Here is a 25,091-nt window from a genome sequence, read left to right on the forward strand (position 1 = left end):
AGGTGTTGAGATACGACGTTGCGAGCCGCGACCTGCGGTTTTTTAAGGCTTTTTGTCAAGTGCAAGGTTCACCGAGCGTCACCGTCACGACGCGCAACGACGCCTCGTGTCTGCCGTTGATCCGGGCTGGATGAATAAGCGACAGCGTCAACCAATGAAAAGGGCAGCCCGGAGGCCGCCCTAAATCTTTGCCAAAGCCCTGACGCTTACGGCTGCTTCTGCTCGACGAGGTTGCCCTTGTCGTCCAGGCGCTCGACCTTGGCGTTCTTGCGCAGGCCGAGGATCAGGTCCTGCTGGGCCTTGCGGGCGAGGTAGGTTTCCACCTGGTCCTTGGTCTCCTCGAAGGTCGGAGCCGGCTTGTTGCGCTTCTCCTCGACCTTGATCACGTGCCAGCCGAACTGGCTCTTGACGGGATCGGAGATCTGACCGGCTTCCATCTTGAAGGCCGCCTCGGCAAAGGGCTCGACCATACGGTCCTTGGTGAAGAAGCCGAGGTCGCCGCCGTCGGTCTTGGAGCCCGGGTCCTTGGAGAGTTCCCCGGCGACCTTGGCGAAATCCTCGCCGCCCTTCACGCGGGTGGCGGCCTTCTTGGCGTCGTCCTCGTTCTCCACCAGGATGTGGCGGGCGCGGACTTCCTGCTCGGACGGCACGCTCTTAACGGTCTCGTCATAGAGCTTGCGGGCGGCCTCCGGGGTCACGGCCTTCTTGGATTCCTGGTCGAGGTACTCGTCGAGGAGGGTCTTGTCCCGGTTATAGGCGAGCTTGCGGGCGAATTCGGCGCCGCTGCCAACCTTGGCGGCCTCGGCCGCCTTGGCGCCGAGCTTCAGGTCGATCAGGTAGCCGGTGAGAAGCTCGCGCTTCTGCTCGTCGGGCACGTTCGGCATCTGCAGGGCTGAGTCCTCGGCCGCAATGGCAAGATCACCTTCCGTGATCTCGATGCCGTTGACGCGGGCCACCACCTTGGCGGGGTCGACGGCCGGAACGGCAGCCGGCGAGGTCGCGGGGGCAGGCGGGGTCTGGGCGAGGGCAGCGCCGGCGCCGGCTAGGAGCGGCAGGGCGACGCCGAGGGTCAGAAGGCTCTTCCGGACGTTGAGTGAGCGATTCATTCGTGTTTCCTCTGGTGAGCGTGATCGCCCACGGACAGCGACGATCAGATGGCCGAATGTGTTTACGTTTGCAAGAGATGGCATATTTATGTCACAGCATCGCCGCTCGCGGGGTCTTGAACACCCCTCCGGGCACCCCCTGGGGCTGCGCCACTAAAGGCACGGCCTTTAAGATGCAATCTGGCATGATTAGGTCTATAAGGCGGCCCAAACGCCCCTTATCCCTTTACGGAATTTTCGAAGGCTCCCGATGTTCGGTTCTCTCGCGAAGAAAATCTTTGGCTCGGTCAATGATCGCCGGCTGAAGTCCTACCGGCCCAAGATTGCGGCCATCAACGCGATGGAGGCCGAGCTGGAGGCCCTGTCCGACGAGCAGCTCCGCGCCCGCACGGAGGATTTCAAGGCCCAGCTCACGGCAGGCAAGACCCTGGACGACCTCCTGGTGCCGGCCTTTGCTACCGTCCGCGAGGCGGCCAAGCGGACGCTGGGGCAGCGCCACTTCGACGTCCAGCTCATCGGCGGCATGGTCCTCCATGAGGGATCCATCGCCGAGATGCGCACCGGCGAGGGCAAGACCCTGGTGGCGACGCTCCCGGTCTACCTGAATGCGCTCGCCGGCAAGGGCGTTCATGTGGTCACGGTGAACGATTACCTGGCCAAGCGCGACTCGGAGTGGATGGGCCAGATCTACCGCTTCCTGGGGCTCACCGTCGGCGTGATCGTCCACGGGCTCGACGATGTGGAGCGTGCCCAGGCCTATGCGGCCGACATCACCTACGGGACCAACAACGAATACGGCTTCGATTATCTTCGCGACAACATGAAGTACGAGATGGCGCAGATGGTCCAGCGGGGCCACAACTTCGCCATCGTGGACGAGGTGGACTCGATCCTGGTCGACGAGGCCCGTACGCCGCTCATCATCTCCGGCCCGCTCGATGACCGCTCCGAACTCTACAACGCCATCGACGTGGTGATCCCGCGCCTCGACAAGAGCGACTACGAGCTCGACGAGAAGCAGCGCTCCGTAGCCCTCACCGAGGCCGGCACCGAGAAGATCGAGGAGTTGCTGCGGGAGATCGGCCTTCTGAAAGAGGGCGACCTCTACGACGCCCAGAACGCCACCCTGGTCCACCACATGAACCAGGCGCTGCGCGCCCACACCCTGTTCCAGCGCGACAAGGACTACATCGTCCGCAACGGCGAAGTGGTGATCATCGACGAGTTCACCGGCCGCATGATGCAGGGCCGCCGCTATTCGGAAGGCCTGCACCAGGCGCTCGAGGCCAAGGAGAAGGTTCAGGTTCAGCCCGAGAACCAGACGCTCGCCTCCATCACGTTCCAGAACTACTTCCGCCTGTACGACAAGCTCGGCGGCATGACCGGCACGGCGGCGACCGAAGCCGACGAGTTCCTGGAGATCTACAATCTCGAAGTGGTCGAGATCCCGACCAACCGACCGGTTTCCCGCATCGACGACGACGACGAGGTCTACCGGACCTTCGAGGAGCGCTATCAGGCGGTGATCCGCGACATCGAGGAGGCCTCCGCCAAAGGGCAGCCGATCCTGGTCGGCACCACCTCCATCGAGAAGTCCGAGCATCTGGCCGACATGCTGGTCAAGCAGGGCTACACCCTCATCGACTTCGAGAATCCGCTGGCGCTCGAGCCTCTCTACCAGGACGCCCGCGCTGGACGCGGCACCAAGCACTTCGCGGTGCTGAACGCCCGCTTCCACGAGCAGGAGGCCTTCATCGTCGCCCAGGCCGGCGTGCCGGGCGCGATCACGATTGCCACCAACATGGCCGGCCGCGGCACCGACATCCAGCTCGGCGGTAACGCCAAGATGCGCGTCGAGCGTGAACTCGCCGGCGTCGAGGGCGAGGAGCGCGCTGCCAGAGAGAAGGAGATCCTCGACGAGGTGGCGTCCTTCAAGGAGAAGGCGCTCGCCGCCGGCGGGCTCTATGTGCTCGGCACCGAGCGCCACGAGTCGCGGCGCATCGACAACCAGCTGCGCGGCCGCTCCGGCCGCCAGGGCGATCCTGGCCGCTCCAAGTTCTACCTGTCGCTTCAGGACGACCTGATGCGCATCTTCGGCTCCGACCGCATGGACGGCATGCTGCAGAAGCTCGGCCTGAAGGAAGGCGAGGCCATCATCCATCCGTGGATCAACAAGGCCATCGAGCGGGCGCAGGCGAAGGTCGAGGCGCGCAACTTCGACATCCGCAAGAACATCCTGAAATACGACAACGTCATGAACGACCAGCGCAAGGTCGTGTTCGAACAGCGCAAGGAGTTCATGGCGCAGGAGAGCGTGCGCGAGACCATCGACGACATGCGCCATGGCGTGATCGAAGACATCGTCGCCCGCGCCATCCCCGAGAACGCTTATGCGGAGCAGTGGGATGTCGAGGGCCTCAAGGCAAACGTCCTCAATTTCCTCAACCTCGACCTTCCCGTCGATGAATGGGCGAAGGAAGAGGGCATTGCCGACGACGAGATCCGCGAGCGCATCACCAAGGCGGCCGATGAGGCTTACGCCCAGCGGATCGAGGCGAACTCGGCCGAGGTCATGAACTACGTGGAGAAGCAGGTTCTGCTCCAGAGCCTGGATCACCTCTGGCGCGAGCACCTCGTGACCCTGGACCATCTGCGCCAGGTCATCGGGTGGCGCGGGCTCGCCCAGCGCGATCCACTCAACGAGTATAAGTCCGAGGCCTTCGAGCTGTTCAACGGCCTGATCGGCCACCTGCGCGAGCAGGTGACGGGCCAGCTCATGCGCATCCAGGTTGTCTTCCAGCAGCCCGAGCCGCAGGAGCTGCCGCCCATGTTCGCTCAGCACCTCGATCCGGCCACCGGTGAGAACGAGTTCGACTTGGCTCAAGGGAGCGCCTTCGGGGCCGGACCGGCCCTCGGCTTCGCGGCCGCAGCAGTCACCGAGCCGACGCCGTCCCGCGACCCGAACGATCCCTCAAGTTGGGGTCGCGTCAGCCGCAACGAGCCCTGCCCCTGCGGCTCGGGCAAGAAGTTCAAGCACTGCCACGGGCAGTTCGTGGCCTAAAGCCGCGACGTCCTGAACCATATTCATGAAAAGCCCGGCCTCATGGCCGGGCTTTTTCTGCGCCGCCCAACATCTTCAAGTTTCAAAGCCCCATGATTCGCATCGAAAACGTCAGCAAGCAGAGCAGCCACCGGATCCTCTTCATCGAAGCCTCCGGGACCCTTCAGAAGGGCGAGAAGATCGGCCTCGTGGGCCCCAACGGGGCGGGAAAGACCACGCTGTTCCGCATGGTCACCAAGGAGGAGCTGCCGGACGAAGGCCAGATCTCCGTCGATCGCGGCATCACCATCGGGTATTTCAGCCAGGATGTGGGCGAGATGGCGGGCCGCAGCGCCGCCGCCGAGGTGATGGAGGGCGCAGGCCCGGTGAGTGCCGTGGCGGCAGAGCTGCGCGAGCTCGAAGCCGCCATGGTGGATCCGGACAAGGCGGATGATCTCGACGCGGTCATCGAGCGCTACGGCGAGGTGCAGGCGCGCTACGAGGAACTCGATGGCTATTCCCTGGAGGGCCGCGCACGCGAGGTTCTTGCAGGCCTCGGCTTTTCCCAGGAAATGATGGACGGCGATGTCGGCGCTCTATCCGGTGGATGGAAGATGCGCGTCGCGCTCGGGCGGATTCTTCTCATGCGCCCCGACGTGATGCTCCTCGACGAACCGAGCAACCACCTCGATCTCGAGAGCCTGATCTGGCTGGAGGAGTTCCTGAAGGGGTATGATGGCGCACTGCTCATGACCTCGCACGACCGCGCCTTCATGAACCGCATCGTCAACAAGATCATGGAGATCGACGGCGGCTCGCTCACCACCTATTCGGGCAATTACGAGTTCTACGAGCAGCAGCGCGCACTGAACGAGCAGCAGCAGCAGGCGCAGTTCGAGCGGCAGCAGGCGATGCTTGCCAAAGAGATCAAGTTCATCGAGCGCTTCAAGGCGCGCGCCTCTCACGCCGCGCAGGTGCAGAGCCGGGTCAAGAAGCTGGAGAAGATCGACCGGGTGGAGCCGCCCAAGCGCCGACAATCGGTGGCGTTCGACTTCCTGCCCGCGCCGCGCTCGGGCGATGATGTGGTCAGCCTCAAGAACGTGCACAAGCGTTATGGTAGCCGCAGCATCTATGAGGGCTTCGACTTCGGGGTGCGCCGGAAGGAGCGCTGGTGCGTCATGGGCGTCAACGGCGCCGGCAAGTCGACGCTCCTGAAGCTGGTAGCGGGCGCCGCCGCGCCCGACGAGGGATCGGTGACCATCGGGGCGAGCGTCAAGATGGGCTACTTCGCCCAGCACGCCATGGAGGTGCTGGAAGGCGACCGCACGGTGTTCGAGTTCCTTGAGGACTCATTCCCGCAGGCCGGGCAGGGATCGTTGCGCACGCTCGCCGGCTGCTTCGGCTTCTCAGGGGACGACGCGGAGAAGAAGTGCCGCGTGCTCTCGGGCGGCGAGAAAGCGCGCCTCGTGATGGCCAAGATGCTCTACGACCCGCCGAACTTCCTGGTGCTCGACGAGCCCACGAACCATCTGGACATCGCCACCAAGGAAATGCTGATCGACGCGCTGTCGAAGTACGAGGGCACCATGCTCTTCGTCTCGCACGACCGCCACTTCCTGGCGGCCCTGTCCAACCGCCTCCTGGAAATCACCCCGGAGGGCGTTCATCAATATGGCGGCGGCTACACCGAATACGTGGAGCGCACCGGCCAGGAGGCGCCGGGCTTACGGCACTGAACACTAAACACCATAAGATCAAACCTCGAAGCCCGGCCGAAAAGCCGGGCTTTTTGCTGCGTGACGCCAGCTTGAGGCAAGCATCGTGAGGGATAAGGCAGGAACCCGAACAACCTTTTTTGAAGAAGCGTCCTTCAACGGTCTTTCTTCACATTTCCTTTCTCACTTTGCAGGCCGAACCATCATGGCATTGAACACGTCTCTCCCGGTGCTCATCGTTGACGATTATCAGACGATGCTGCGCATCATCCGCAACCTGCTGAAGCAGATCGGCTTCAACGACGTCGACGAGGCGAAGGACGGCTCCGAGGCTCTGGGCAAGCTCAAGGAGAAGAAGTACGGGCTGGTGATCTCCGACTGGAACATGGCGCCCATGACCGGCTTCGAGCTTTTGCAGCAGGTGCGCGCCGATGCGGAGCTGGGCAGCCTGCCCTTCATCATGATCACCGCCGAGGCCAAGACCGAGAACGTGGTTGCGGCCAAGCAGGCTGGCGTCAACAACTACATCGTCAAGCCCTTCAATGCCGATACGTTGCGCTCGAAGATCGCCGCCGTGCTGGGTGAGTAGCCGCCATGCGTCTCCCACCGCCTGTTTCCTTCGACCCCCTGAGCCTGGATCTCTTGGCCCAGTCCCGCGAGAGCATCGCCGCCCGTCGCCACGCCGAGATCATGCGGGGCATGGCGGCCATTCACGCCGCAATGGAACCGAGCAGCGGGGCCTCCAAAGCCCTTCTGGATCAGATCCGAACCGATCTGCGCGAGGCGCTCCACCTCAAGGATGAACTCGACGCCATCACGGAGTCGATCCAGCGCACCAAGCGCGAGATCGCGACCCTGCACTCCCACAGTCCTGGCGGGCAGGTGACGAGCGTCACCGACGAACTCGGAGCCGTGGTGTGCGGCACGGAAGCTGCCACCAACAGCATCCTGGCGGCAGCCGAGGAGATCGACGAGATCACGGGCAAGCTTGCCACCCAGCTATCCGGCCCCGACGCCGAGATGGCGCGGCAGATCTCGGACCGGGTGATCACGATCTTCGAGGCTTGCAATTTCCAGGACATTACCGGCCAGCGCATCAGCAAGGTTGTGGGCTCCATGAAGTTCATCGAGGAGCGCGTGACCCAGATGGCGCAGATCTGGGGCGGCCTGGAAAGCTTCAACGACGTGGAAGCCTTCAAGATGCCGGAGCGGGAAGGGGACGAGGCTCTCCTGAACGGTCCGGCCCTGGACGGCGATCCGAACCGCACCTCCCAGGACGCCATCGACGCCCTGTTCGGGTGATTGGACCTGAAGCGGCGATCGAGGAAAAGCCCGGCGCGACAGCCGGGCTTTTTGCTGTACGACACGCTAGCGTCGGAGCAGCGTCAGGTCCGTCGTCGCCCGCACAGGGCCATTCACACCGATGCGATCCGTGACAACGATCCGAAAGCGGTCGGGATCGAAGCTGACAACTTTCATCTCAGCGGCCATGTCCCCATACAGAGGTCTTGGCCATTGAATCGTTAGATCGAAGTCGGTTCCTACTTGTCGACCCGAGAGCTGGGCCATCCCGACCCGCGAACCGCTATAGGTGCCGGTCACCTGGCCGGAACGGGGATCCCAGGACAGACGCGCGCTAACGGATCGCGCCACGATCAGGTAAGCCCAGCATGTGCCCTGAAGCGACAAGTCTGTCGTCCCCTGTTGCAGAATCGTGAAGCTGCAGCGGACCTTATGGGGGCTGGCCTCCGGCCCCTCCAATATGGTTCCAGAGCCGGAGAACGAGCCGGCATAGCGGCCGAGGACCTCGGGAGCTGCACTCACGCTGCCGGCTGCGGCACAAGCCAAGAGAATGACGCAGACGAACCGGTGCGAAGGGCAGTGCATGGATGCCTCCCTCGGGAATCGTGTAAACCGGGCCTTTGCCGTACGTCCTCGATGACAAGGGCCCTTGAGATTTGGCTGCGCTCAGCCTGATCTCATTATACCTGTATCGGGCGTCCTTCCATGAGCGAGGGCTGAAAGCGCTGCCGAATTGCTGAGCTTAAGTCTGAATCGTCATCGGGTTGGAATGCAAGGCCGGGGCGGAGTCTCGGTGCTTTACCTGCTGCGGAGCCAGGGGGCTGGCAGGCCGGATCATGGCGGGGCTGAACGGCGGGACATGAAAAAAGCCCGCCGATGAGGCGGGCTTTTGAATGCTCATTGTGGTTCCTGCTCAGTTCGCAGCGGCCACATTGACCTTCGTCGGAGCCTGAGCCCGCTTCTGCGGCACGGGCTTCATGACCGGTGCAGCCTTGTCCGGGGTGGCAGGCGCCACCTGAACCGTCTCAGCCACCGGCTGCGACGAGGTGCTGAAGAGATCGGCGACGCCGCCGAACATCTTCTTGTAGAACGGGGTCTCTCCAGACGCTGCGGCAGCCGCCACCGGAGCCGTCTGCTGGGTCACGGCCGCGCGGGTCTCGGCCTGCGGGACGGGAACTTCCTTCATGGACGCGAAGGCCAGGGCGGTCGGCGGCGCCTCCGGAGCTTCCTTACCGGTGTCGTTGAGAGCAACGACCCGCGGGCCGGATGAGATGCCCTCGGTGCGGCTCACGTAGCCGAGCTTGGTGTCGGTCACGCCCGTGACATTGGCCAGGGCCGTGCGGAAGGATTCGTGCGTATCGCCATCGTGGTAGACGAGCTTGATCGGCTTCTCGCCCTTGGCGACCAGTTCCGCCACTTCCTGCTCGTCCTGGGCGCGCTTCTGCGCCACGACGGAGGCTGCGTCGGGATCGATGTTGAACTCGTAACGCCCACGGCCGACGGCCACCCGGACTTCGTCCTTGGTCACCTCGAATGTGTCGGCGCCTTCCTTCAGGTTTTTCCAGAAGGCGATGTTCGGGTCGAGGCGGTGCTTGGCCAGGTTCTCGGCCGTCATCCGGAACGGATAGGACTGGAACTGGAAGCCGCGCTGTCCGGCGCCGAGCGCCTCGCGGGCGATGGCGTAGATCTCGGCCACGTTCTGGTCGGTCATGGCGAAGCAGCCGCGCGACGAGCACGAGCCGTGGACCATGATGTCGCCGCCGCTGCGGCCCATCGAACGGTCAAGCGCGTTCGGATAGCCGGTGTCGAACGAGAGGTAGAAATTCGAGTTGGGGTTCATCTGCGCCGGGGTGACCGTGTAGAAGCCTTCCGGCACCTGACGGTCGCCCTCGCGGTTCTTGGGGCCGAGCTGGCCAGACCAGCGGCAGACCGGATAGCTCTTGAGGAGCGCGTACTTCCCGTTGGAGCCGCGCTTCCAGATCTCCAGCTCCGATTCCTTCTTGTAGGCCCGGATCAGAATCGGGTCTTCCTTGGACATGCCCTTGGTCGACATCAACGCCATGGTGGCGGACGGAATCGGCACAAGGTGGCGCGTGGAGCCACGGGAGAGATTATCGTCCTGGCAGGCAGCAAGCGCGAGCACCAGACTCGCGGCCAATGCGATACGCTTCATCATGGGGACCCCGCATTTGTTGATCTGCCCAGCGCCTTTGCCAAACAGTTCCCCTTTACCCCTAAATCGTTAGCCTTAACCCGCCCTTACTGCAAGCGGGGCCATGATGGAGTCGTGGTGAACAGAAGGTAAAAAATCCGCCTTTGGCAGCTTTTGGGCCTGTCTCTTTGGAGATCAGGGCTCCCTTTGGAGGTAAAGCCGGGCCCAAGGGCGCCGGAGCCCACTCGGATCGCGCGGGTTCCGTCTGTCACGAGGGGGCAGGATCAGAGCTTGCGGCCGATGGCCAGGAACTTGTCGGCCCGGTGGTCGCGGATCTCAGCCGGTCCCATGTTGCCGAGGTCGTGCAGGGCTTCCTCGATGGCGTTTCCGGCGGCTTGAATCGTCGCCTGTGGATCGCGGTGGGCGCCGCCCACGGGCTCCGTCACGATGCCGTCGATGATGCCGAGCCGCAGGAGGTCCTGGGCCGTGATCTTCATGTTGGTGGCGGCATCCTGGGCCCGGGCCGCGTCGCGCCAGAGGATCGAGGCCGCGCCTTCCGGCGAGATCACGCTGTAGATCGCGTGCTCCAGCATCAGCACCTTGTTGGCGGTAGCGATCGCGATGGCGCCACCGGATCCGCCCTCGCCGATCACGAGAGCGACGTTGGGAACGCCGAGCGAGAGCTGCATCTCGGTCGAGCGGGCGATGGCCTCGGCCTGCCCGCGCTCCTCCGCCTCGATGCCCGGATAGGCGCCGGCGGTGTCCACGAATGTGAGCACCGGCAGGTTGAAGCGGTTGGCCATTTCCATCAGGCGCACGGCCTTGCGGTAGCCCTCGGGGCGGGCCATGCCGAAATTGTGCCGGATGCGGGTCTCGGTGTTGTGGCCCTTCTCCTGGCCCATCACGCAGACCGGCTGGCCGCGGAAACGCCCGAAGCCGCCGACGATGGCCTCGTCCTCGGCGAACTTGCGGTCGCCGGCGAGCGGGGTGAACTCGGTGATAAGCCCGGCGCAGTAATCGATGAAATGAGGCCGCTGGGGATGCCGGGCCACAAGGGTCTTCTGCCAGGGCGTGAGCCTGCCATAGAGATCCTTCAGGGCGTCGGCGGCCTTGACCTCCAGACGGGAGATGTCGTCGGCAATGGAGACGGCGTCACGGTTCTCACCGAGCGCCCGAAGCTCCTCGACCTTGGCTTCCAGCTCCGCGACGGGCTTTTCGAAATCGAGATAACTGCGCATCAGACTCTATGGGAAAATGAAGACCGGCGTGACCCTATAGCCCTGCCGAAGCGGGGCGGACACTGGCGTTTCGGGGCTTCCAAGTCAAGTTGAGCCCTGGCTTAGTCACCTGAAACGCGGCGGAATCAAGGATAATCAGCCTAGATGCGAGGCGGGAGCCGGTACGAAAACCGGCGAGAGGCGGCGCGAGCGCCGCACGGCTCGCACGGCGCCAGGCCGGTAGAGCTGCTTGGTCGCCTCGACGATATGGAGGCCTGCGAAGGGCAGGGAGAAGCCGGCGCCGACCTGCTCCCAGGCCTGAGCGGTCTGGAGCAGGAAGCGGTTGCGGAGAGGCGGCACGTAAAGGGTTTCGGCCCAGCCCTCCGGGGAGAACCAGGTCTGGCGCATCAGGCTTTTGAGCTGCGAGCGGCTATAGGGCTGCCCGTAGCCGAAGGGCGTGGTGTCCATCCGGGCCCACAGGCCGCGCCGGTTGGGCGCCACCAGGATGATCCGCCCACCCGGGGTGAGAATGCGCCAGATCTCGTGCAGGAGCTCGCTCGGGCTCTCCACCGTCTCCAGGGCATGGACCACGAGAACCCGGTCGATGGAGGCGTCGGGCAAGGGCATCATTAGAGGATCGACGAGAGCCGAGGCCGACGCCCCGCTCCGGGGCCAGTTCACCACCCCCTGGTTCGCCGGCATGAAGGCGAGCGTGCGCTCGCTCTCGTTCTTCACGGCCGAGAGGTAGGGCGGGGCATAGCCGAGGCCGAGCACGCGCAGACCCGTCAGCGGGCCCCAGAACCGGTCGACGGCTCGGCCCACGAAGCGGCGCGTCACCGCCCCGAGGGGGCTGGCATAGAAGCCGCGCAGATCGGTGATGTCGATGCTCATGACCTCAACAGGTTGGTTCTCGGCCCGATCGGGTCTGGTTTCACGGGCCGACTGTCCCATGATAGCTCAGAGCACATCAAGACAAGGTTCCCCGATGTCAGCCCAGATCCACGCCTTTCTCTGCCTGCAGGACAATATCGGTGTTCTGATCCACGATCCCAATACGGGCGCCTGCGCGGCCATTGACGCGCCTGACGAGGGCGCGATCCTGGCAGCTCTGGCCGAGACAGGATGGCAGCTCACCGACATCCTCGTCACCCATCGTCATGGCGACCATGTTCAGGGCGTCGACGGCCTGAAACGCCGCACGGGCTGCCGGGTGGTGGCGCCGGTCAAGGCGCGCGAGGCGGTTCCTCATGCCGATGCCTATGTGTGCGAGGGCGACACGGTGCATGTGGGCGGCCTGCAGGCGCATGTGTGGGAGACGCCGGGCCATTGCGTCGATCACGTGTCCTACTGGTTTGCGGCGGATCGCGCGCTCTTTGCGGGCGATACCCTGTTCACTCTCGGCTGCGGGCGCATGTTCGAGGGCACCTACGCGGAGTTCTGGCATTCGCTGCAGCGCTTGGCGGCCCTGCCGGACGAGGCGCGGGTCTATTGCGGGCACGACTACACGCTCTCGAACGCACGCTTCGCACTCGCGGCCGATCCGGACAACGCAGCGCTGAAGGCTCGGGCCAAGGAGGCGGAGGAGGCCAAGGCGCAAGGCCGCTTCCTGGTGCCGTCGACGATCGGGCAGGAGAAGGCGACCAATCCTTTCCTGCGCGCCGGGGAGCCAGCGCTCGCGAAATCCGTTGATAAGCAGGGAGCCAGTCCGGCAGAGGTGTTCCAGGCCTTGCGCGAATGGAAGAACCGGTTCTGACCTAGAGCATCGAACGCAAAAGTGGGCACCGGTTTTGCGTAAAAAGATGCGTCGAACCAAAAAACTCAAAGCACGGGATCCTGCAGGAGCGGACAGCCTCATGAACGATCACAGCCTCATCATCGGACTCGAGAGCCGCCTCGTGAATGCCTGGCCCTCATTCGATTACCAGATCTATGACGGCTGGGTTCTGCGCCTTGCGGATGGCTATTCGAAGCGCGCCAATTCCTCGACGCCGTTCCGGTCGGACGTCACCCTCGACGACGAGCTCATCGACTACATGGTCGCCCGCTTCGTCGAGGCCAATGTGCGCCCGACCTTCCGCCTCAACGGGGTGGAAGCCTCCGATGTTGACAAGCGGCTGAAGCTGCGCGGCTTCAAGGAGATCGAAGCGACGCATGTGCTCACCGCGTCCATCAGCAGCGAGGATTGCGAGCGCGATCCCGAGGTGATTCTCGAGCCGCAGGTCTCCAAGCGCTGGGTGCGGGAGGCCGCGGGATCCTATGGCGGCGACAAGGCCGACGACGAGACCCTGATGAGGATCGTCTCACGCATCCGCCAGAAGGCGGCTTTCGCCACGCTCAGCCTCGACGACAGGCCCGTCGCCTGGGGCTTGGGGGTGGTGGAGCGGGGTTATGTCGGCCTCTACGACATCGTCGTCGCGCCGGACCTGCGCGGCATCGGCCTCGGCCGCCGCGTGGTCTCAAGCCTGATGGCCTGGGGCTGCGGGGAGGGGGCGCACACGGCCTACCTCCAGGTGCGGGAGGAGAACGAGATCGCCCGCTCGCTTTACGGGGCGCTCGGTTTTGGCACCGCCTATCGCTACACCCACCGGGTCATGCCGGGACGCTCTTCTTCGGCGTGAGCGTCGCCACCAGCGCTCCCGCCACGATGAGGCCGCAGGCCGCCGCGAGCGAGACGGTCAGCGCCGCATAGCCGGCCACCACCAGCAGCAGGGTCGAGAGCACCGGCGTCGCGTAGGAGGCAACGCCGAGGAAGCGGATGTCGCCCTGCTTCATGCCGATGTCCCACACATAGAAGGCCGCACCCACTGGACCGATGCCGAGCGCCACAAGGGCGAGCCACTGCGTGGTCGTCTCGGGCCATACGGTGGTCTCGAAGGCGAGATGACAGACGAGGCTGAGCAGCGAGGTCACCAGACAGAAGCCCGCCACTGCGTCGGTCGGCACCTGGCCGAAGCGGCGCGAGAGCACCGAATAGCCGGCCCACACGAAGGCTGCCACGAAGGCGCAGATGTAGCCCGGCATGTATTCCGCCCGCGCGTCGAAAGCGCCGCGGCCGGCGATCAGCACGATCACCCCGGCAAAGCCCAGCAGCGCCCCGACGAGATGCGCCCGCCGCAGATGCTCACCCGGCAGGAAGGACGAGAAGAGCACGATCAGGAGCGGCCAGAGATAATTGATCAGCCCAGATTCCGCCGGTGGCGCCCAGCGCAAAGCCGCGAAATAAAGGGCGTGATAACCGAACAAACCGCCGACACCCAGCGCCCAGACGACCGGCTTCTGGCGGAGCGCTTTAAGGCCCTGGGGTCGCGCAATCCAGCTCGCCACACCCACCAGCCCACCGACTAGGAAGGTCATGCCATTGAGCTGAAACGGCGGGATCGTGCCGGTTGCCGCCGTGAACAGGGCGAGCATGGACCAGAGGAGAATGGCGATCAGGCCGATGGTGGTGGCGGTGCGAGTCTTCATGGTGCTGGCACCTAGCATGGCATCCCGGTCGAAGCGAAGTTTAGATTTGATCGGTGTCGGATGAGATTTGTTGGCGTGAGCTTTTGATGAAAGGCTCTGTCATGATTAAGAGGAGGAAAGGGATGCAGGTGCGCACTGATATAAAGGGACGGCTTCTTGAGTAAATTCAATGCAGGAATTCACCGGGATTTCCTGGTGGCTCAGGAACTCATCTACGGACAAGGCGGGTTTGAAGCTTCCAAACCGCAAGTCGAACCGGAGAGTGCTGAATACGGGGCCTGCGCCGTCGATATGAATGGGAAGGCTTTGATATTCCGGGTTTCTAAGATTACGCCGACGAAAGTCGGGCAGTTCGTCACTTTTTGGAAGCGAACTGGAAATGGGCCGATTCAGCCTTTCGATGCAGCTGACCGTATCGATTTCCTGGTGGTCAGCTGTCGCAAGGGTCAGCTTCTGGGACAGTTCGTTTTTCCACAATCCGTCCTGTGCGAGCGCGATGTTCTCTCGCTCAGAGGAGAAGGTGGCAAGCGAGCCATCCGCGTCTATCCACCTTGGGATCGGCCCACGAGCCACCAAGCGTTGAAAACGCAGACTTGGCAGCTCCCTTATTTTCTTGAAACGCCAGAAGACAGGCCAATCGACTTGGCCAGAGCACGACAGCTCTATCATTTGTAAGTCTGGAAGCGTTTTCCGATTCCAGACTTCGACTAAGGGGCGTTCATCACGCCATGTACTGGCCGCCGTTCACCGACAGGGTCGAGCCGGTGACGAAGCCGGCGTCGTCGGCAGCCAGGAAGAGCACGGTGCGGGCGATCTCTTCCGCCTCGCCGAGACGGCCCACCGGAATGAGCGGCAGGATCTTGGCTTTCAGCACCTCTTCCGGCACGGCCTTCACCATCTCGGTGGCGATGTAGCCCGGTGCGATCACGTTGACGGTGACGCCCTTGTTGGCGTTTTCCTGCGCCAGCGCCTTGGCGAAGCCGATCACGCCGGCTTTTGCCGCGGAGTAGTTTGCCTGTCCCATCTGGCCCTTCTGGCCGTTGATGGACGAGATGATGACGATGCGGCCGAAATTGCGCGAGCGCATGCCGTCGATGACGGGGCGCGTGCAGGTGAACATGGAATCGAGATTGGTGCGGATGACGGCCGACCACTGATCGAAGGTCATCTTGTGGAACATGCCGTCGCGGGTGATGCCCGCATTGTTCACCAGAATGTCGACGGGGCCGAGTTCGGCTTCGACCGCCTTGATCCCCGCCTCGCAGGCGGCGGCATCGGACACGTCGAACTTGAAGACCGGGATGCCGGTCTCGCCCTTGAACTGGTTTGCGGCCTCATCGTTGCCGCCGTAATTCGCCGCAACCTTGTAGCCTGCCTGCTTCAGGGCTGTTGAAATCGCGGCACCGATGCCGCGAGTGCCGCCGGTGACCAATGCAACGCGCGCCATGCTGTTTCCTTCCCAGGACAGTTCTGCGGATCTCTCAAGGATCCATTCGTTGTAAGGCGGGTCGATTCAGCCCGCCCCACAACATAGCTTACGATATGTGGCAGAACGTGGAAGGGTGAAGCTCCGTAATTTCCCAAACGGAGCTTCACAGAGGTTTTCAGCGCTCAAGGCACATGGCAACGCCCATGCCGCCGCCGATGCACAGGGTGGCCAGACCCTTCTTCGCGTTGCGGCGGCCCATCTCGTGTAGCAGGGTCACGAGCACGCGGGCTCCCGATGCGCCGATGGGGTGGCCGATGGCGATGGCACCGCCGTTCACGTTCACGATGGACGGATCCCAGCCCATGTCTTTGTTGACGGCGAGCGCCTGCGCGGCGAAGGCCTCGTTGGCCTCGACGAGCTCGAGGTCCTGAACCTTCCAGCCGGCCTTTTCCAGGGCCTTGCGGGAGGAGGGAATCGGGCCCGTGCCCATGATGGCCGGATCCACGCCGGCGGTTGCCCAGGAGGCGATACGGGCAAGCGGGGTGAGGCCGCGCTTCTGGGCCTCGGCTTCCGTCATCAGCACCAGGGCAGCGGCGCCGTCATTGATGCCTGAGGCGTTGCCGGCTGTGACCGTGCCGTCCTTCGAGAAGGCAGGCCGCAGCTTGCCGAGCGCTTCCACCGTAGTGCCGGCGCGGATGTACTCGTCCTGGTCCACCACGATGTCGCCCTTGCGAGAGGAGATGGTGACGGGCGTGATCTCGTCCTTGAAGCGGCCTTCCTTCTGGGCGGCTTCCGCCTTGTTCTGGGAGGCGGTGGCGAACTGGTCCTGCTCCTCACGGGTGAGCTGCCAGCGCTGGGCCACGTTCTCGGCGGTGTTGCCCATGTGATAGCCGTTGAAGGCATCCATCAGGCCATCTTTCAGCATGGTGTCCACGAGCTTGAAGTCGCCCATTTTGGTGCCGCTGCGCATGTAGGCTGCGTGCGGAGCAAGGGACATGGATTCCTGACCGCCCGCCACAATGACCTTGGCATCCCCGTTGGCGATCTGCTGCATGCCGATGGCGACAGTGCGAAGGCCCGAGCCGCAGAGCTGGTTCAGCGCCCAGGCGGTCTTCTCCTGCGGCACGCCGGCCGCCATGGCGGCCTGACGGGCCGGGTTCTGGCCCTGGGCCGCGGTGAGGATCTGGCCGAGGATCACCTCGTCCACGTCCGAGCCGTCGACCTTGGCGCGCTCGAGAGCCGCCTTGATCGCAATGGCGCCGAGATCATGGGCCGGGGTGTTGGCGAAGGCCCCGTTGAACGAGCCGACGGGGGTGCGCGCCGCTCCGACGATGACGATGCTGTCTCCGGCCATGCCTGTCTCCTGTGCTGATCCGTGTGATGCTGGAATCTATGTAGTGCTTGCTCGATGAAAGCCCCAGAGGGTGGGATGTCAAGGATAGGATCATCCGACCCACTCTCAAGAAGCCTTAGACTTTTGGCGCTTTGCACCTCTGTTATAAGGCCTATAATCAAAGGAGGCCGACATCCTGAAGGGTGCCGGGCCCGGTGGATTTCCCAGGAGCGTATCGGGACAACATGGCGACGGACAAACAACCGACGGTCATCAAGAAATATGCCAACCGCCGCCTCTATCACACCGGCACCTCGACCTACGTGACGCTGGAAGATCTGGCCGGCATGGTGCGCAAGGGCGAGGACTTCGTGGTCTTTGACGCGAAGTCCGGCGAGGAGATCACCCGCTCGGTTCTGGCCCAGATCATCTTCGAGCAGGAGAACAAGGAAGGGCCGAACCTTCTACCTGTGACGGTGCTGCGCCAGCTGATCCGCTTCTACGGCGACAGCATGCAGGCTCTTGTGCCGAGCTATCTCGAGTTCTCGATGAACAACCTGTCCCAGGAGCAGCAGAAGCTCCGGGAGCAGATGGCGCAGGCCTTCGGCCCCTCGGCCTTCCAGGCCATGGAGGAGCAGGTGCGCAAGAACATGGGCTTCTTCAGCGAGGCCATGCGCATGTTCTCGCCCTTCCCGCCGGCGAACGGGGGCTCACCCGAGGCGAAGTCCGCTCCCAAGGGGGAGGGGCCTGATGACCTCAACACCTTGAAGCAGCAGATGGCCGACATGCAGGCCAAGCTCGACAAGCTGGCGAGCAAGTGACCTGACGTCTATCATCCAAGAAGAACGCATCGGGTTCGACCCCAAAAGTGCAAATCCACTTTTGGGCCCGATGCTCTAGCCCCGCGCCTTCTTCAGCATCTGCCGGAGCGCGGACGGCTGCACGACGGCCTCGGGCTCCCCGAACAACCCGCCCTGCAGGTAATCCACGCCCCAGGCGGCGAGAAGCCGCGCGATGGCTTCGTCGTCGACCCATTCGGCCGCGGTGGCGATGCCCATGTGCTGGGCACGGTCGACAAGGGTGCGGACATGAAGCCGGTCGTCCGTGGAGCGCTTGAGCGGCTGGATGAAGGCGCCGTCGATCTTGAGGAGATCGATCGGAAGCACCCGCAGGTGTTCTGGCGGCACATGGCCTGCCCCATAGCCTGTCAGCGCAATTCCGACGCCGAGCGCCTTCATGGCATGAAGGCGGCCGACATTGCGCCGGCATTCCACAAGGGCGATCTCGGGGATCTCGAGAACAAGCCGAGACTCGATGCCGGGGCGGGCACCCAGATGGGCTGCCAGCATCGACGGCCATTCGGCATCCTGAAGGGTCTTGCCCGAAACCGGCAGGGCCAGACGCTGATCCCGATTCCGGGCCAGGTGATCGGCGGCCAATTCCAGCATGCGCCCATCGATGAGCAGGGGAAGATTTGCCTCCGGCAAAACGGGTGCAGGGCCCAAGGGAGTGATGCGTCCGTCGCGTCCTGCCACGGCGGCACAGGCGTGAACCAGCGTCGGCGCACGGGTCTGCGCGTCCACCATGGGCTGGCATGCCAGGATCAGGCTTCGGTCGTTGAGCGCTGCAACCCAATCGAACGGGGACTGTTCGGCCACAGGCGTCGCCTTGGCGGAGCGGGGCTTGTAGAGGGCCGTGGCTTCATCCCGCTTCATGGCGGCAGCCAGCGCCTGCTCGGCAAAGCGCAGCAGCTTGGTGGCCTTGAAGGTGTGGTCCGGCGCGAAAGCCGCGCCCAGGCGCAGCGAGGATCCGACCGGATGATCCTGCAGGAGCCCTGACAGGCGCTTCATGGCGCCTGCGGCTTCCACGGCCGGGCAGTAGGCCAGAGCCAGCACGAAACGGTTTGGCCCAAGCGTTGCGAACAGGTCGTGGCGGCGCATCATCGGCCGGATCCGGCGGGCGATCTCCGCCATCTCGTCGGCTTCGCCCGGGTCGAATGCAGCAACGATGAGAGTGCAGGTCTGGGAGACGCGCACAGCCTCGTTGATGGCGTCCTGAATGCCGCAGAGAAGCGCCGAGCGCTCCTTCAGCCGGGCAGGCAGAAGCTCCCGCGCGCCGGAGGCAGGATCGACGCGCAGCTGGCCCCTGGCGAAAGCGGGACGGCCCTGCACGTCCGGCTGCCAGCGGCCGGCCTCTTCGATCATCACCACCTGGTCCGGTTCAAGCCGGAGGGCGTAGCGAGTCTCGTAGGCATGGATGGGGTTTTCCGCGGCCGCGATGGCATCGGGGCGGGCGAGGCCGCAGCCCGGCTCGACAAGCTGCGCGAAGGCGTGGCCGGTCTTGGGCAGGTCTCTGGACGAAAGCCCAAGGGCCTCGGCGGCGCCGGGTCCCCAGGCGAGGGCGTCGGTGATCATATCCCAGGCATAGAGAACGCTGGCGCCAGACGGGCGAGAGGTCGCAGCTTGGCTCTTGCGCGGCGGCCGGGAGGCTCCCTTGAACAAACCCATCGGGCCTTGCCGCTTCGCTGCCATCACTCTCACCCTTGGGAATACGCAACAGATCCAGGATGGCGACGCATGGGTCGCAGATCGGGCCAATCCTGGAGAACAAGGGTGCAGGATCGGCCTTCAGGCTTAATGAAGGGTAAAAAGCGTTGGAAAATCAGCAAACTGGGGATTGCGGGCATAAAAAAACCGGCGCTCGAAGCGCCGGTTTGTTATACTCGCATGTCGCGTAGAATTACGCGTCAGCCTTCACCTTCAGGACCTGACGGCCGCGGTACATGCCGGTCTTCAGGTCAACGTGGTGAGGACGGCGCAGCTCGCCGGAATCCTTGTCCTCGATATAGGTCGGGGCCTTCAAGGCATCGGCGGAGCGACGCATGCCACGCCGCGAGGGCGACGTTTTTCTCTTAGGAACGGCCATTTCTCGTCTCCGGTAAAAAAGCGGAGCGCCCGCTCAACCGGGGAACGCTCACATCTCAAACTTGATGAGGTTGCGCCTCATACAAGGTCTTCGGGCAAATATCTAGCCCCCTGGCGCATTCGGGGTGTTTTTCATTGCCGCAGGGGGCTCAGGAGGCATCAAGTTTCAGGCAATCGGTGAAGGGCGCGGCCCTTGCCATCCGGACCTGCAGCTGCCCGGCGAGCGCCCGATGCCCTGGCCTCGGGTTGGCCGGATTGCGGACCAGGGGATTGGGCAGGGCCCGGGCCAGGAGGGCCGCCTCACGGGCGTTCAGATTCCTGGCTGACTTGCGGAAGTATTTTTGTGCGGCGGCTTCGGCCCCGAACACCCCGTCACCCCACTCGGCGATGTTGAGATAGACCTCCATCATCCGGCGCTTGGACCAGATCATGTTGAGATAGAGCGCCACCGGGATCTCGAGGCCCTTGCGGATGTAGGAGCGGCTCGGCCACAGGAAGAGGTTCTTGGCCACCTGCATGGGAATGGTCGAGGCGCCGCGGGCGGGCCCGTCCCCGTCGGCTGCCTCCACCACGTCCCGGAGGGCGTCCCAGTCGACGCCGTTATGCTCGCAGAAGCGGCTGTCCTCGGCGGTCAGGACTGCCAGGGGAAGGCTCGGCGCGATCTCATCGAGGCTGACGAAGGTCCGCTCCACCGGCTGCAAGGTGAGCCAGCGGCCGAGCATGAGGGTCGAGGCCGGCGGCACGGCCCAGTACAAAAGGCCTAGCCAAAAGACCGCGCCGACCCATAAGAGAACGAGACCGAGGCCGATCTGGACGATGCGGCGGAGAAAGCGGGCAGCCGTCATCGGCTTACCCGACCGTCCCGACCGCAACGCCCATTCCGGCTTCGATCGTTCACCCACGTTCCCCTCGGGCGGAGCGGCGGCCCCACCCGAATCCAGGCTCATCATGATGCCATTCACCCCTGCTTTTACGACGCGGCTCTCCGAGGCGGCCAGAACGGTCGAAGCCAGTCTCGAAGCCTTGCTATCAGACAAAGCCACTTCCGGCGAGATTGCCCGGCCGCCCCGGCTCATGGCTGCCATGCGTCATGCCGCCCTAGGCGGCGGCAAGCGCCTTCGCCCCTTCCTGACCATCGAGACGGCGCGCCTCCTCGGAGTGGAGGGGCAGGGGGCCTTGCGCGCGGGCTGCGCGGTCGAGCTCCTGCACTGCTATTCCCTGGTGCATGACGATCTGCCCTCAATGGACGACGATGAACTGCGCCGGGGCCGTCCCACCGTGCACAAGGCCTATGACGAGGCCACGGCCATTCTCGTGGGCGATGCTCTCCAGACCCTGGCCTTCGAGGTGCTGGCCGACCCGGCGACAGACTCGGATTCCGCCATCCGCTCCGACCTCGTGCTCGGCCTTGCCCGCGCCTCGGGCCTCGGCGGCATGGTGGGCGGCCAACTCCTCGATCTCTCGGCGGAAGGCCGCTACGGGCCGGCGGAGTTGGGAGAGGCGGACGTGCGCCTGCTCCAGATGATGAAGACCGGTGCCATCCTGGCTTTCTCGGTGGAGGCGGGAGCGATCCTCGGCAAGGCGGATGCTGCGGCGCGCCGCAGCCTCGTTGATTACGGACGGGCGCTGGGCGCTGCCTTCCAGGTGGCCGACGACATCCTCGACCGGGAGGCATCAGTGGAAGCGCTCGGCAAGCGCACCGGCAAGGACCAGGAGAAGGGCAAGGCCACCCTCGTCGACCTGCTCGGCATGGACGGCGCCCGCCGTGAATGCCGCCAGCTGGTGGAGAAGGCACACACCTCTCTCGAGAGGTTCGGCGCAAAGGCGGACACGTTGCGCGAAGCGGTGCGCTTCGTGGTCGAGCGGCAGACGTAGCGCGGTCTGGTGCCCTTCGTGGCGCTCAGCCTCTTATCGCGACCTGTGGCCGCGCATCCAAGGTCTGATCCTGTTGCAGGCCGACTGTCTCCTTGAGGTGGGGCAGCGGCTCGCGGCAGAGTCGGATCTCGAACGAGATGCGGCAGCGTCCGTTGCCGTCGATCTCGGCTCTCGTGTCGTATTCGGCGAGGATGTCCTCCACGATGCCGAGGCCGAGGCCACTGGACGAAGGGTCGGAGCGCTCCGTAATGCCCCGCTCCGGCCGCGCGCCATGGGTTCCGCTGAAACCAGCTCCATCATCCTCAATGACAATCCGGGCCTTCTCGCCGATAGGCTCCGCACGAACCGTGATCCGTGTGTCCGCCCATTTCCGGGCATTGTCGAGAAGGTTGCCCATGACCTCGCCGAAATCGTGAGGATCCATGTCCACGGCGAAACCCACCGGGATCTCGATCTGCCAGACGAGCTCCTCGCCTCTCGGCAGATGCTGCATGAGACGAAGCAGGCGGGCGACTGTCTCGTCCACCTGGGTGTAAGCACCGCAGCCGACCGATGCGCCGCTGGTGCGGGCTCGCGCCACTTCGCGCTCCACATGGGTGCGGATGATCTCCAGCTGCTCCTGCATGCGCTCTGCTGCGTCGGGCCGGCCTGTCTGGTCGAGGCGCCGCACTTCGCCGCCGAGAATGGTCAGGGGCGTCTTCAACCCGTGAGCCAGGGCGCCGGCCCGATCACGGGCCTTTCGAACCAGGTTTTCCTGCCGATCGAGCAGCTTGTTGATGCTCTCGACCAGAGGGGCGACCTCGTCGGGGAAACGGCGCGTCATGCGCCGGATATGACCGGTCTGAACCCTGTTCAGATCGTGCCCGACGGCGCGCAAGGGCCGGAGACCGAGCGAGAGCTGGAGCCACGCAAAGAGGACAAGGACTGCCGCAATCGGAATGAGCACGCGGGTGACATCCCATCCAAATGCCTGGCGCAACTCCACCACCTGCGCATGATCGAGCGCGACCGCGAGGCTTAAGGTGCGTGAACCCTGCTCGCCGTCGATCGTGACCTCGCGCTCGATCACATAGAGTTCCGAGCCATCCGGTCCCTCGACTTCGAAAGCTTTGTCGCGTTCGGCGCCCGCGCGCGGCTCGCCTGGGGGAAGTGTCTGGTCCCAGAGTGAGCGGGAGCGCAGGATCGGCCGCCCTCCCTCGGATACCTGCCAATAAGCGCCGCCATAGGGCTGGTGATAGCGCGGATCCGTCAGCTTCTGGCTCAGGCCTGCTTCACCCTCCGTGCCGAAGGCGGTGGCGAGCTCGGTCCAGTGGATGTTGAGATCCTGCTCGACATAGCGAAGCACCTGACGTTCGAAGAACACCACCAGGGAGGCTCCGGCCACAGCGATCGTCACAACGATCGACGTGATGGCGACGACCAGAAGCCGTAACCGTATGGAGTTGCATATCATGGCGCAGGCGTCTCCATGATGTAGCCATGGCCACGGCGGGTGCCGATCGTCTCCGAGCCGATCTTGCGCCGCAGGCGCGCCACCAAGGCCTCGACCGTGTTGCTTCCGGGCTCGTCCGATCCGTAGACATGCTCGACCAGTTCGCTTTGGGCGACGACGCGGTCGCGGTTATGGGCGAGATAACGCAGCAGGCGAAACTCCAGAGGGGAGAGCTCGATTGCACGGCCGCCGATCATCACCCGCAACCGCCGCGTATCGATGCGCAGCGCGCCGACTTCGATCAGAGGCGTCACATGGCGTCCAACGCGGCGCAGGAGAGCGGCGAGGCGGGCGAGCAGTTCCTCCATCTCGAAGGGCTTGGTCAGGTAGTCGTCGGCGCCGGCATCGATCCCTTCGACCCGCTGCAGCCACGAGCCGCGGGCCGTGAGCACGAGGATGGGAATGGTGCTAGCCTCCTCGCGCAAACGACGCACCACGGACAAACCATCGAGCTTCGGCAAGCCCAAGTCCAGGATGATGGCGTCGTAGTCCTCGGTCGAGGCCCGGAACCAGCCTTCCTCGCCGTCCCTGGCGATGTCCACCACATAGCCCGTCTCGCCCAGGGCGCCCGCGACATCCCGGGCGATAGCTGGTTCATCCTCGACGAGAAGGATCCTCATCAACGGCTCCTGATCTGCAGAATGCGATTGCGGCGTGCATCCACGACGACCTCCTGGTAGCGGCGGTCCCGGCTGAGGACGAGAAATTCATAGCGCCATTCGCCGCTCCAGGATTGGCGCAGGTCGACCTCGAGCACCTGTCCCGGAACAGCCTTCGTGACGGTGGGGAGAATGGTGCTCAAGGCGAGGGCCCAACCTTCGGAGACGGCTTGACGGGCATGATCGGAGGACGTGCTGCCCCAGCCTCCGCCATAGGCTCCGGCCGGTGCATCGTCGCCCCCGCGGCCACGCCCTCGTCCCTGGCCACCGTCGTCATCGCCGCCGCGGCCCCGACCGCGGCCGCCATCGTCTCCGCGACCGCTGTCATCCCCTCCGCCCCGGCCGGAATTGTCACTGCCGCGCCCGCTGTTGTCGCCGCCCCCACGGCCGCCGCCGTCCCCGCCATGGCCCCCTCCACCTCCGCTGTCGCCATCCTTGGCGATGGCGGCGGTCGGGCAGAAGTGGTCCAACGTGACGAGGGTCAGGGGAAGCAGAAGCAGAACGATGAGGCGACGCCGTGTCATGAAGCTTTCCAACGCAACCCAGCATAGCACGCCCAAACTGATATTTCGCTGACATCTCCCGTCAGGTTGAGGTGCCGGTCTTCATTCAGATTGCTCGGGCATCGGCGCCGATTGAGCCTGCGCCGGATGAATGGAGAAAGACGATGCTGAAGTCGATCAAGAATGGTCCGAGTGTTCTGGTCCTGGGCGCCATGGTGGCCTCGCTGACGGCGGCCACGATTCCGGCAATGGTTGCAAGTGCGGTCCTGTCGCCGGTCCTGGCCCGTGGCGGTGGCGACGACGGCGGCAGTGGCCGTGGAGGAGGAGATCGCGGCGGCAGCGACGACAATGGTGGAGGCCGCGGTGATCATGGCGGCGGAGGCCGTGGCGACCACGGTGGTGGACGAGGTGGCGGTGACGACCGAGGCGGCCGTTCCGACGACAGCGGTGGCCGCGGCGGACGGGGCGGCGACGACAATGGCCGGGACAATGACGGCGGCCGTGGGCGCGGGCGCGGCGGCGACCATGCCGAACGTGGCGATGATCATGGTCGCGACAGGACGGACGATCATGGTCGTGGACGCGGCCGGGGTGCCGATGATGGAATGGCGCGCGCCGATGACCACCGGCGGGGCCGCGGAGCGGACGATGCCCTGATGCAGGGCCAGACGCGAACCCAGACCCGGGATCAGCACCAGACCCGCACCCGGACGCGAGGCGCCGATCATGTGGCGGATGTGCGCAGATCCCGCACCCGCGGCGCGGATGATCCCGTCTCTGCGCGGGACGACAACGGCGGCCGCCTCGATCGTGACAAGCGCTTCGAGCCGGGCGACGACCGTCGGGTCAACGGGCAATAGCAAGAATTGCGAGCATGCC

Annotated in this window: 24 protein-coding genes; 10 read left to right on the plus strand and 14 right to left on the minus strand. The window is 64.5% G+C overall.

From position 1 onward, the window contains the following. Positions 1-206: 206 nt before the first annotated feature. Entirely contained in the window at positions 207-1,106 is a 900-nt protein-coding gene (locus tag JKL45_RS02720) for a peptidylprolyl isomerase (RefSeq protein ID WP_201859568.1), read from the minus strand. A 250-nt stretch (positions 1,107-1,356) separates the two neighbouring features. Between JKL45_RS02720 and secA the strand changes: the two genes are divergently transcribed. From secA to JKL45_RS02740, 4 genes are all read left to right on the plus strand, one after another. Then, on the plus strand, positions 1,357-4,167 hold the full coding sequence (secA, locus tag JKL45_RS02725; RefSeq protein WP_201859569.1) for a preprotein translocase subunit SecA: 2,811 nt from the start codon (positions 1,357-1,359) through the stop codon (positions 4,165-4,167). Positions 4,168-4,259: 92 nt separating this feature from the next. Then, on the plus strand, positions 4,260-5,882 hold the full coding sequence (locus tag JKL45_RS02730; protein WP_201859570.1) for an ABC-F family ATP-binding cassette domain-containing protein: 1,623 nt from the start codon (positions 4,260-4,262) through the stop codon (positions 5,880-5,882). Between the two features lie 184 nt (positions 5,883-6,066). Beyond that, a complete protein-coding gene (locus JKL45_RS02735; RefSeq protein ID WP_036358554.1) occupies positions 6,067-6,450 on the plus strand; it encodes a response regulator in 384 nt (127 codons plus the stop codon). 5 nt (positions 6,451-6,455) lie between these two features. Then, positions 6,456-7,163: a protein phosphatase CheZ gene (locus JKL45_RS02740; RefSeq protein WP_201859571.1), complete on the plus strand. Its 708-nt coding sequence runs from the start codon at positions 6,456-6,458 to the stop codon at positions 7,161-7,163. Between the two features lie 66 nt (positions 7,164-7,229). On the opposite strand, the gene JKL45_RS02745 is transcribed toward JKL45_RS02740, so the two are convergent. From JKL45_RS02745 to JKL45_RS02760, 4 genes are all read right to left on the minus strand, one after another. Further along, a complete protein-coding gene (locus tag JKL45_RS02745; RefSeq protein WP_201859572.1) occupies positions 7,230-7,748 on the minus strand; it encodes a hypothetical protein in 519 nt (172 codons plus the stop codon). Between the two features lie 328 nt (positions 7,749-8,076). Continuing rightward, entirely contained in the window at positions 8,077-9,339 is a 1,263-nt protein-coding gene (locus tag JKL45_RS02750) for a L,D-transpeptidase family protein (protein ID WP_201859573.1), read from the minus strand. Positions 9,340-9,599: 260 nt separating this feature from the next. Next, positions 9,600-10,553 (minus strand): acetyl-CoA carboxylase carboxyltransferase subunit alpha, encoded by a 954-nt coding sequence (locus JKL45_RS02755; RefSeq protein WP_201859574.1) that lies wholly within the window; start codon positions 10,551-10,553, stop codon positions 9,600-9,602. 135 nt (positions 10,554-10,688) lie between these two features. After that, the gene (locus tag JKL45_RS02760) at positions 10,689-11,423 is read right to left on the minus strand and encodes a class I SAM-dependent methyltransferase (protein WP_201859786.1); all 735 of its coding nucleotides are present in this window, start codon (positions 11,421-11,423) and stop codon (positions 10,689-10,691) included. A gap of 94 nt (positions 11,424-11,517) precedes the next feature. On the opposite strand from JKL45_RS02760, the gene gloB reads away from it, so the two are divergent. After that, on the plus strand, positions 11,518-12,285 hold the full coding sequence (gene gloB, locus JKL45_RS02765) for a hydroxyacylglutathione hydrolase (protein ID WP_201859575.1): 768 nt from the start codon (positions 11,518-11,520) through the stop codon (positions 12,283-12,285). 100 nt (positions 12,286-12,385) lie between these two features. Then, positions 12,386-13,150, plus strand: a complete 765-nt coding sequence (locus tag JKL45_RS02770; RefSeq protein WP_201859576.1) for a GNAT family N-acetyltransferase — start codon at positions 12,386-12,388, stop codon at positions 13,148-13,150. Here JKL45_RS02770 and yddG read toward each other — a convergent pair. Next, entirely contained in the window at positions 13,122-13,997 is an 876-nt protein-coding gene (gene yddG, locus JKL45_RS02775) for an aromatic amino acid exporter YddG (protein WP_201859577.1), read from the minus strand. The two genes, JKL45_RS02770 and yddG, sit on opposite strands and share 29 nt — an antisense overlap. A 156-nt stretch (positions 13,998-14,153) precedes the next feature. On the opposite strand from yddG, the gene JKL45_RS02780 reads away from it, so the two are divergent. Further along, positions 14,154-14,672, plus strand: coding sequence for a MepB family protein (locus JKL45_RS02780; RefSeq protein ID WP_201859578.1), 519 nt, complete (start codon positions 14,154-14,156; stop codon positions 14,670-14,672). A 46-nt stretch (positions 14,673-14,718) separates the two neighbouring features. Here JKL45_RS02780 and phbB read toward each other — a convergent pair whose 3' ends face one another. Together phbB and JKL45_RS02790 are read right to left on the minus strand one after the other, a co-directional pair. Beyond that, the gene (gene phbB / locus JKL45_RS02785) at positions 14,719-15,444 is read right to left on the minus strand and encodes an acetoacetyl-CoA reductase (RefSeq protein WP_201859579.1); all 726 of its coding nucleotides are present in this window, start codon (positions 15,442-15,444) and stop codon (positions 14,719-14,721) included. 157 nt (positions 15,445-15,601) lie between these two features. After that, positions 15,602-16,780, minus strand: a complete 1,179-nt coding sequence (locus tag JKL45_RS02790) for an acetyl-CoA C-acetyltransferase (protein WP_201859580.1) — start codon at positions 16,778-16,780, stop codon at positions 15,602-15,604. A 224-nt stretch (positions 16,781-17,004) separates the two neighbouring features. On the opposite strand from JKL45_RS02790, the gene phaR reads away from it, so the two are divergent. Continuing rightward, positions 17,005-17,580 carry a polyhydroxyalkanoate synthesis repressor PhaR gene (gene phaR, locus JKL45_RS02795; RefSeq protein ID WP_201859581.1) on the plus strand — a complete coding sequence of 192 codons (576 nt, stop codon included), beginning with the start codon at positions 17,005-17,007 and terminating at the stop codon, positions 17,578-17,580. Between the two features lie 75 nt (positions 17,581-17,655). On the opposite strand, the gene JKL45_RS02800 is transcribed toward phaR, so the two are convergent. From JKL45_RS02800 to mtgA, 3 genes are all read right to left on the minus strand, one after another. Further along, positions 17,656-19,290, minus strand: a complete 1,635-nt coding sequence (locus JKL45_RS02800; protein ID WP_201859582.1) for an EAL domain-containing protein — start codon at positions 19,288-19,290, stop codon at positions 17,656-17,658. Positions 19,291-19,498: 208 nt separating this feature from the next. Next, a complete protein-coding gene (gene rpmF / locus JKL45_RS02805; RefSeq protein WP_036358586.1) occupies positions 19,499-19,684 on the minus strand; it encodes a 50S ribosomal protein L32 in 186 nt (61 codons plus the stop codon). Positions 19,685-19,832: 148 nt separating this feature from the next. Then, positions 19,833-20,528 (minus strand): monofunctional biosynthetic peptidoglycan transglycosylase, encoded by a 696-nt coding sequence (gene mtgA, locus JKL45_RS02810; RefSeq protein ID WP_201859787.1) that lies wholly within the window; start codon positions 20,526-20,528, stop codon positions 19,833-19,835. Between the two features lie 103 nt (positions 20,529-20,631). Between mtgA and JKL45_RS02815 the strand changes: the two genes are divergently transcribed. Next, positions 20,632-21,558, plus strand: coding sequence for a polyprenyl synthetase family protein (locus JKL45_RS02815; RefSeq protein ID WP_201859583.1), 927 nt, complete (start codon positions 20,632-20,634; stop codon positions 21,556-21,558). A gap of 25 nt (positions 21,559-21,583) precedes the next feature. Here the strand turns inward: JKL45_RS02815 and JKL45_RS02820 are convergent, their stop codons facing one another. The 3 genes from JKL45_RS02820 to JKL45_RS02830 are packed head-to-tail and all read right to left on the minus strand — an operon-like array spanning position 21,584 to position 24,233. Beyond that, positions 21,584-23,011, minus strand: coding sequence for a sensor histidine kinase (locus JKL45_RS02820; protein ID WP_201859584.1), 1,428 nt, complete (start codon positions 23,009-23,011; stop codon positions 21,584-21,586). Continuing rightward, positions 23,008-23,670: a response regulator transcription factor gene (locus JKL45_RS02825; protein ID WP_201859585.1), complete on the minus strand. Its 663-nt coding sequence runs from the start codon at positions 23,668-23,670 to the stop codon at positions 23,008-23,010. Before JKL45_RS02825 ends, JKL45_RS02820 begins: the two co-directional genes overlap by 4 nt. Further along, positions 23,670-24,233 carry a PepSY domain-containing protein gene (locus JKL45_RS02830; RefSeq protein WP_201859586.1) on the minus strand — a complete coding sequence of 188 codons (564 nt, stop codon included), beginning with the start codon at positions 24,231-24,233 and terminating at the stop codon, positions 23,670-23,672. Before JKL45_RS02830 ends, JKL45_RS02825 begins: the two co-directional genes overlap by 1 nt. Positions 24,234-24,376: 143 nt before the next feature. Here JKL45_RS02830 and JKL45_RS02835 point away from each other — a divergent pair, with 143 nt between their 5' ends. Then, positions 24,377-25,072 (plus strand): hypothetical protein, encoded by a 696-nt coding sequence (locus JKL45_RS02835; RefSeq protein WP_201859587.1) that lies wholly within the window; start codon positions 24,377-24,379, stop codon positions 25,070-25,072. The last annotated feature ends 19 nt before the right edge of the window (positions 25,073-25,091 follow it).

It is taken from the genome of Microvirga soli (assembly GCF_016734765.1).
GTDB lineage: Bacteria > Pseudomonadota > Alphaproteobacteria > Rhizobiales > Beijerinckiaceae > Microvirga > Microvirga soli.

Bases quoted from the DNA above. Each gene is read 5' to 3' on its own strand.
- JKL45_RS02720 (WP_201859568.1), bottom strand. From the start codon at position 1,106: ATGAATCGCTCACTCAACGTCCGGAAGAGCCTTCTGACCCTCGGCGTC.
- secA (WP_201859569.1), top strand. From the start codon at position 1,357: ATGTTCGGTTCTCTCGCGAAGAAAATCTTTGGCTCGGTCAATGATCGC.
- JKL45_RS02730 (WP_201859570.1), top strand. From the start codon at position 4,260: ATGATTCGCATCGAAAACGTCAGCAAGCAGAGCAGCCACCGGATCCTC.
- JKL45_RS02735 (WP_036358554.1), top strand. From the start codon at position 6,067: ATGGCATTGAACACGTCTCTCCCGGTGCTCATCGTTGACGATTATCAG.
- JKL45_RS02740 (WP_201859571.1), top strand. From the start codon at position 6,456: ATGCGTCTCCCACCGCCTGTTTCCTTCGACCCCCTGAGCCTGGATCTC.
- JKL45_RS02745 (WP_201859572.1), bottom strand. From the start codon at position 7,748: ATGCACTGCCCTTCGCACCGGTTCGTCTGCGTCATTCTCTTGGCTTGT.
- JKL45_RS02750 (WP_201859573.1), bottom strand. From the start codon at position 9,339: ATGATGAAGCGTATCGCATTGGCCGCGAGTCTGGTGCTCGCGCTTGCT.
- JKL45_RS02755 (WP_201859574.1), bottom strand. From the start codon at position 10,553: ATGCGCAGTTATCTCGATTTCGAAAAGCCCGTCGCGGAGCTGGAAGCC.
- JKL45_RS02760 (WP_201859786.1), bottom strand. From the start codon at position 11,423: ATGAGCATCGACATCACCGATCTGCGCGGCTTCTATGCCAGCCCCCTC.
- gloB (WP_201859575.1), top strand. From the start codon at position 11,518: ATGTCAGCCCAGATCCACGCCTTTCTCTGCCTGCAGGACAATATCGGT.
- JKL45_RS02770 (WP_201859576.1), top strand. From the start codon at position 12,386: ATGAACGATCACAGCCTCATCATCGGACTCGAGAGCCGCCTCGTGAAT.
- yddG (WP_201859577.1), bottom strand. From the start codon at position 13,997: ATGAAGACTCGCACCGCCACCACCATCGGCCTGATCGCCATTCTCCTC.
- phbB (WP_201859579.1), bottom strand. From the start codon at position 15,444: ATGGCGCGCGTTGCATTGGTCACCGGCGGCACTCGCGGCATCGGTGCC.
- JKL45_RS02790 (WP_201859580.1), bottom strand. From the start codon at position 16,780: ATGGCCGGAGACAGCATCGTCATCGTCGGAGCGGCGCGCACCCCCGTC.
- phaR (WP_201859581.1), top strand. From the start codon at position 17,005: ATGGCGACGGACAAACAACCGACGGTCATCAAGAAATATGCCAACCGC.
- JKL45_RS02800 (WP_201859582.1), bottom strand. From the start codon at position 19,290: ATGGCAGCGAAGCGGCAAGGCCCGATGGGTTTGTTCAAGGGAGCCTCC.
- rpmF (WP_036358586.1), bottom strand. From the start codon at position 19,684: ATGGCCGTTCCTAAGAGAAAAACGTCGCCCTCGCGGCGTGGCATGCGT.
- mtgA (WP_201859787.1), bottom strand. From the start codon at position 20,528: ATGACGGCTGCCCGCTTTCTCCGCCGCATCGTCCAGATCGGCCTCGGT.
- JKL45_RS02815 (WP_201859583.1), top strand. From the start codon at position 20,632: ATGATGCCATTCACCCCTGCTTTTACGACGCGGCTCTCCGAGGCGGCC.
- JKL45_RS02820 (WP_201859584.1), bottom strand. From the start codon at position 23,011: ATGATATGCAACTCCATACGGTTACGGCTTCTGGTCGTCGCCATCACG.
- JKL45_RS02825 (WP_201859585.1), bottom strand. From the start codon at position 23,670: ATGAGGATCCTTCTCGTCGAGGATGAACCAGCTATCGCCCGGGATGTC.
- JKL45_RS02830 (WP_201859586.1), bottom strand. From the start codon at position 24,233: ATGACACGGCGTCGCCTCATCGTTCTGCTTCTGCTTCCCCTGACCCTC.
- JKL45_RS02835 (WP_201859587.1), top strand. From the start codon at position 24,377: ATGCTGAAGTCGATCAAGAATGGTCCGAGTGTTCTGGTCCTGGGCGCC.